Annotated in this window: 3 protein-coding genes and 1 pseudogene; 3 read left to right on the top strand and 1 reads right to left on the bottom strand. The window is 70.8% G+C overall.

What is annotated here, in order from left to right:
* The 3 genes from HF519_RS29190 to HF519_RS29180 all read left to right on the top strand — a co-directional run.
* On the top strand, positions 1 to 338 hold a 338-nt coding region (locus HF519_RS29190), incomplete at its 5' end, for a hypothetical protein (RefSeq protein WP_211170747.1).
* 157 nt (positions 339 to 495) lie between these two features.
* Complete coding sequence (gene acnA / locus HF519_RS29185; protein WP_169416191.1) at positions 496 to 3306, top strand: aconitate hydratase AcnA; 2811 nt, start codon at positions 496 to 498, stop codon at positions 3304 to 3306.
* A 150-nt stretch (positions 3307 to 3456) separates the two neighbouring features.
* Entirely contained in the window at positions 3457 to 4167 is a 711-nt protein-coding gene (locus tag HF519_RS29180) for a TSUP family transporter (protein ID WP_312860422.1), read from the top strand.
* A gap of 667 nt (positions 4168 to 4834) precedes the next feature.
* Here the strand turns inward: HF519_RS29180 and HF519_RS29175 are convergent.
* A pseudogene (locus HF519_RS29175) lies at positions 4835 to 4993 on the bottom strand (Rho termination factor N-terminal domain-containing protein); the annotation flags it as partial.
* Positions 4994 to 5167: the final 174 nt, after the last annotated feature.

Raw genomic sequence — 5167 nt, 5'->3', positions numbered from 1 at the left:
CCGGTGGGCTGGGCGCGCTGGTGCTCGCCATCGGCAAGTGGGTGCTGATCGTCCTCGGGATCGCCGTCGCGGCGGCGGTGACGATCTTCGTGCTGCTTCCGGGCCTGGCCTACCTGGTGGAACTGGCGATCGTCGGCGCCCTCATCGGCTGGCGGAAGCTCACCGGACGCCCGTGGACGGTGCGGGCGCGCGAGGACCGGGACGCACCGAACGTGCGGGAGTGGCAGGTGTCCGGCTGGGCGGGGACCGACCGGGTCGGCGCCGAGGTGGCGGACGCCCTGGCCCGCGGTGTGGAACCTCGCCCCCGCGATGCGGAGCCCCTCCTGCCCCCCGGGTGAGCGGCCTCGGCGCGTGACCTGCCACCCCGGCTCGACTCCCTTACAGGACAAGCGTACTGTTTGGCGCCGAGAGGGGTCCCGCTGCTGCGCCGGGCGATGTACGCGAGACTCCGGGAACCGAACCGACGCGCCCACCACCGCCTAGGAGGAGAGCCACGTGGCCAGCACCGACAGCTTCGGAGCCAGAGGAACGATCGAGGCCGGTGGCACCGAGTACGAGATCTTCCGGCTCTCCGCCGTGGAGGGCGCGGACAAGCTGCCCTTCAGCCTCAAGGTCCTGCTGGAGAACCTGCTCCGCACCGAGGACGGCGCCAACGTCACCGCCGATCACGTCCGGGCACTCGCGTCCTGGGACCCGACGGCCGAGCCGGACACCGAGATCCAGTTCACTCCGGCCCGGGTGATCATGCAGGACTTCACCGGGGTGCCCTGCGTCGTCGACCTCGCCACGATGCGTGAGGCCGTCACCGAGCTCGGTGGCGACCCGGCCAAGGTCAACCCGCTCGCGCCCGCCGAGCTGGTCATCGACCACTCGGTCGTCATCGACATCTTCGGCCGCCCGGACGCCTTCGAGCGCAACGTCGACTTCGAGTACGAGCGCAACCGGGAGCGCTACCAGTTCCTGCGCTGGGGCCAGGGCGCCTTCGACGAGTTCAAGGTCGTCCCCCCGGGGACCGGCATCGTGCACCAGGTCAACATCGAGCACCTGGCCCGCGTCGTGATGGCCCGGGGCGGCCAGGCCTACCCCGACACCCTGGTCGGCACCGACAGCCACACCACCATGGTCAACGGTCTGGGCGTGCTCGGCTGGGGCGTCGGCGGCATCGAGGCCGAGGCCGCCATGCTCGGCCAGCCCGTCTCGATGCTCATCCCCAAGGTGGTCGGGTTCAAGCTGACCGGCGAGATCCCGGCCGGCGCGACCGCCACCGACGTCGTGCTGACGATCACCGAGATGCTGCGCCGGCAGGGCGTCGTCGGCAAGTTCGTCGAGTTCTACGGCGACGGCGTCGGGGCCGTGCCGCTGGCCAACCGCGCCACCATCGGCAACATGAGCCCCGAGTTCGGCTCCACCGCGGCGATCTTCCCGATCGACGACGAGACCGTCCGCTACCTCAAGCTCACCGGCCGCTCCGAGAAGCAGATCGCGCTCGTCGAGGCGTACGCCAAGGAGCAGGGCCTCTGGCACGACCCGTCCCGGGAGGCCGTCTACTCCGAGACCCTCGAACTGGACCTGTCCACCGTGGTCCCGTCCATCGCCGGACCGAAGCGCCCCCAGGACCGCATCGAGCTGGCCCAGGCCAAGAAGGCCTTCCGCTCGGCGCTGAGCGACTACGCCGAGGACCCGCAGGGCGGCGTGCACACCGGCGTCGACGAGGCGGTCGACGAGAGCTTCCCGGCCAGCGACCCGCCCGCCGTCACCGACGGTGACGGTGACGGCGTCCCGCGGGAGGCGATCTCCGCCGCGGCCGGCGCCGAGGGCCGGACGAGCAACCCGACGCCGGTGACGCTGGAGAGCGGCACGACCTTCGAGCTCGACCACGGCGCCGTGGTGATCTCCTCGATCACCTCGTGCACCAACACCTCGAACCCCTCGGTGATGCTCGGTGCCGCGCTGCTGGCCAAGAACGCGGTGGAACGGGGTCTCGCGGTCAAGCCGTGGGTGAAGACGTCGATGGCGCCGGGATCGAAGGTCGTCACCGACTACTACGAGAAGGCCGGCCTCTGGCCGTACCTGGAGAAGCTGGGTTATCACCTGGTCGGCTACGGCTGCACGACCTGCATCGGCAACTCCGGCCCGCTGGCCGAGGAGATCTCGGCGGCGGTGAACGAGGCCGACCTGGCGGTCGTCTCGGTGCTGTCGGGCAACCGGAACTTCGAGGGTCGGATCAACCCGGACGTCAAGATGAACTACCTGGCCTCGCCGCCGCTGGTCATTGCCTACGGGCTCGCCGGCACCATGGACTTCGACTTCGAGAACCAGCCGCTCGGGCAGGACCAGCAGGGCGAGGACGTGTACCTGCGCGACATCTGGCCCTCGGCGGCCGATGTCCAGGCCACGATCGACAACTCGATCAGCCAGGAGATGTTCACCAAGGATTACGCCGACGTCTTCGCCGGTGACGAGCGCTGGAAGTCGCTGCCCACCCCGGAGGGCAAGATCTTCGAGTGGGACGAGAACTCCACCTACGTCCGCAAGCCCCCGTACTTCGAGGGCATGCAGACCGAGCCCTCCCCGGTCGAGGACATCACCGGCGCCCGGGTGCTCGCGCTGCTCGGTGACTCGGTGACCACCGACCACATCTCCCCCGCCGGCTCGATCAAGGAGGACTCCCCCGCCGGGCAGTACCTGCGCGAGCACGGCGTCGAGAAGCGGGACTTCAACTCCTACGGTTCCCGCCGCGGCAACCACGAGGTGATGATCCGCGGCACGTTTGCCAACATCCGGCTGCGCAACCAGCTGCTCGACGGCGTGCAGGGCGGCTACACCCGCGACTTCACCCAGGAGGGCGGCCCGCAGGCGTTCATCTACGACGCCGCGCAGAACTACGCCGCCCAGGGAACGCCGCTGGTGGTGCTGGGCGGCAAGGAGTACGGCTCGGGGTCGTCGCGCGACTGGGCGGCCAAGGGCACCGCGCTGCTCGGCGTGAAGGCCGTGATCGTGGAGTCCTACGAGCGCATCCACCGGTCGAACCTGATCGGCATGGGGGTGCTGCCGCTGCAGTTCCCGAACGGTGAGTCGGCCGGCTCGCTGGGCCTGGACGGCACGGAGACCTACGACATCACCGGGGTCACCGCGCTCAACGACGGCTCGACGCCGCGAACCGTGCACGTGACCGCGACCAAGGACGGTGGCGAGACCGTCGAGTTCGACGCCGTGGTCCGGATCGACACCCCCGGCGAGGCGGACTACTACCGCAACGGCGGGATCATGCAGTACGTGCTGCGCGGGATGCTCGCTCGCAGCTGAGCCGGCTCCTTCGACGGCGGGCGTCCCGGTGGGGCGCCCGCCGTCGGCGTCCGCGCAAGTCACTCCCCTGCGGCGAGGCGTTCCTGCACCTCGGGCGGCCCCGGATCCGGCGGTGCTTCCCCAGGCGCAGCGCCCATCTACCGTGAGCCGGTGCTGTTCGTCCTCGCCGGCGCAGTGGTCGCCATCGGCGCGCTGGTCCAGGGCGCCGCCGGGTTCGGGCTGGCCCTGGTGGCCGCTCCGTTACTGGCCCTGGTCGACCCGGTGCTCGTGCCCGTCCCGCTGCTCATGGTCGTCACCGTGCACGCGCTGCTGGCCCTCTACCGCGAGCACTCCGACACCGACTGGCACGGCGTCGGCTGGGCGCTGCTCGGCCGGCTCCCCGGCATTGCGATCGGCGTGCTCACCGTGGCGACCCTCCCCCCGCGCGGGTTCGCTGTCGTCGTGGCGCTGTCAGTGCTGGTCTGCTCGCTGCTCTCGGTGCTGCGCTGGCGACCACGGCCGACCATCCCGGCACTCGTCGCAGCCGGGCTGTTCAGCGGCGCCGCCGGAACGGCGACGTCCATCGGCGGCCCACCGGTGGCCCTGCTGTACCAGGACGCGGCCGGGCCCCGGGTGCGCGCGACGCTGGCCGGCTACTTCACCGCCGGCGCCCTGCTGTCGCTCGCCGGCCTCGCCGTGGCGGGCCAGATCACCGGGCCGGCGGTGACGGCCGGGCTGTATCTGCTGCCGTTCATGATCGCCGGATTCGTCGCCTCCTCCCCTTTGCGGCGGTTCCTCGACCGGGGCCGGACCCGGCCCGTGGTCGTCGGGCTCGCCGCCGCGAGTGCCCTGGTCCTGCTCGTGCGGGCGCTCTCGGTCTGATGCTTCCGACGTCGGTTTCGTAGCTGTCCTGGTGGTCAATTTGTCAACGCATGATTGACGATATGGTACGTCAATGATTCGATGACAGATGGGAGAGCACAGCAGTTCCCCGCCTCCGGAGGCAACGCCCCGCACTGACGACCACAGGTCGCCGGTGGGAGGTCGGGCCCGTCGCGCGGTTCATCACCCTGCCGGCCCGTGACACCGCGCGCCGCGAGCGCGGCCTGCCCTCCCCTCGCACACCGGGTCGCGAACCCACGCCCCGTGTCCTGAACGGGGCCTGCCCCACTCCCCTACGGGCCTCCCGAACCCGACGGACGAGACGACCCACGGTCCCCGGTCGAGATCGGCGGCAGACGGGTTCGACCATTCCCCCGCCCGGCCTGGTGCCGGTCTCGACGCGTCGCATGGACGTGCGCTGTGGGCGCGTCGAGAAGGTACGTCAATGATCGGTTGACAAAATGTGTAGTGTCAATGAGTCGATGACGTCAGGGGTGACGCAGCGGTCGGGTCGGCATCGTCGCTCGGGCGCAACCCAAGCCGTCGTCCCGTCCGGTGCCTGGCCGGTTCGGCCTCGGACGGAACCAGGGTCGCTGCCGCCCGCTGTCCCAACCGGACCGTGCCGTGGCAGGCCCGGTCTGCCGTGCCCGGTCCGGGCGTTCGTCGCTCAGGAGGCCTTCCGCCGCCGTCCGGCCGAGGCGGCTCCGGACGCCTCGGTCACGGCCTTCTCCAGCTCGGCCCGCTTCATCTTCGAGCGGCCTTTGACGCCGAGTTCACGCGCCATCTCGATGAGGTCGGCCTTGATGGCCGCGGCCAGATCCGGCTCGCCGGCGGCCTCGGCGGCAGGAGTGTGGAACGTGGTCGGAGCGACGGCCAGAGCGAACCTGCGAGGGGCCCCTGCCCCACACACGGAACCGCCGCCACGCGATCGTCTCCGGCGAGCTCGGCTCGCACAGTTCCGCGACCTCGCGACCCGCTAGACCGTGCGAGGGGCCGGGTG

Source organism: Pseudonocardia bannensis (genome assembly GCF_012911875.1).
GTDB lineage: Bacteria > Actinomycetota > Actinomycetes > Mycobacteriales > Pseudonocardiaceae > Pseudonocardia > Pseudonocardia bannensis.
Note: the sequence above shows the minus strand (reverse complement) of the source record. Positions and strands in the feature narration are given on the sequence as shown.